Genomic DNA, 667 nt, shown 5'->3' with positions numbered 1-667 from the left:
TCATTCCGCCCTCAGCCGGAACCGACCCCAGATAGTCTCCAGTCTCTTCGAGAACCTCCAAAGCCTTCGATAGTCCCGTATCCGACACATAAAGGTTAAAGCCTTCGTCGGTTTCCCTTGTGACTTCGATGACGGCATCGGGGTCGCGGTTGAGGCTGGCGAGCTGGTCTTCTGTGGCCTCGGCATCGCTGTCGCGCACGGTGACTTGGCCCTTGCCGATGGTTGCCCGGGCCACAGCTTCCGTTTCGGAGTTGGCATAGGACCCGTCCACCGACACACCGGGCGTGAAGGCACCGGCTTGATCGCTGCCATCGCCCTCGCCGGATCCAAACGATTTGCCAATGGACGCGTTCATGCCGCCGGTGATCGAGGTGGTTTCGCCGGCGGTTATGTCGAGGGCACCGTCGGTAACGATGCCGGACGGGGTGTCTACCTAGGCGCGGCTGTGGTCTCCGCTGGCACCATGGACGCTGCCGGTGACGGACAGCGATCCGGCGTCATTGCCTGCGATCCCGGCCGAAATCCCGACATTGAACGCGGAGCTTTCATTGGACCCCTGGGCGGTGTCGAGACGGCTCGCCACGGTGAGGTCGCGGCCGACAGTGATGGCCGCCCGGTGTCGACATCAACGCCGTGTTCCAGCATGATTTCTTCAAGGTCGCGGTAG

2 protein-coding genes are annotated in these 667 nt (G+C 62.7%); both read right to left on the bottom strand.

Features of this window, described 5'->3' with window-relative positions; all coding sequences use genetic code 11:
* Positions 1-355, bottom strand: a 355-nt coding sequence (locus tag E1297_RS00980) for a hypothetical protein (protein ID WP_209015554.1), incomplete at its 3' end; no start/stop codon positions are given.
* Positions 356-433: 78 nt separating this feature from the next.
* Positions 434-583, bottom strand: coding sequence for a hypothetical protein (locus tag E1297_RS00975; protein ID WP_155132769.1), 150 nt, complete (start codon positions 581-583; stop codon positions 434-436).
* Positions 584-667 lie beyond the last annotated feature (84 nt).

The sequence above is a fragment of the Roseibium sp. RKSG952 genome, assembly GCF_009711355.1.
This window is presented reverse-complemented; position numbering and strand designations above follow the sequence as displayed.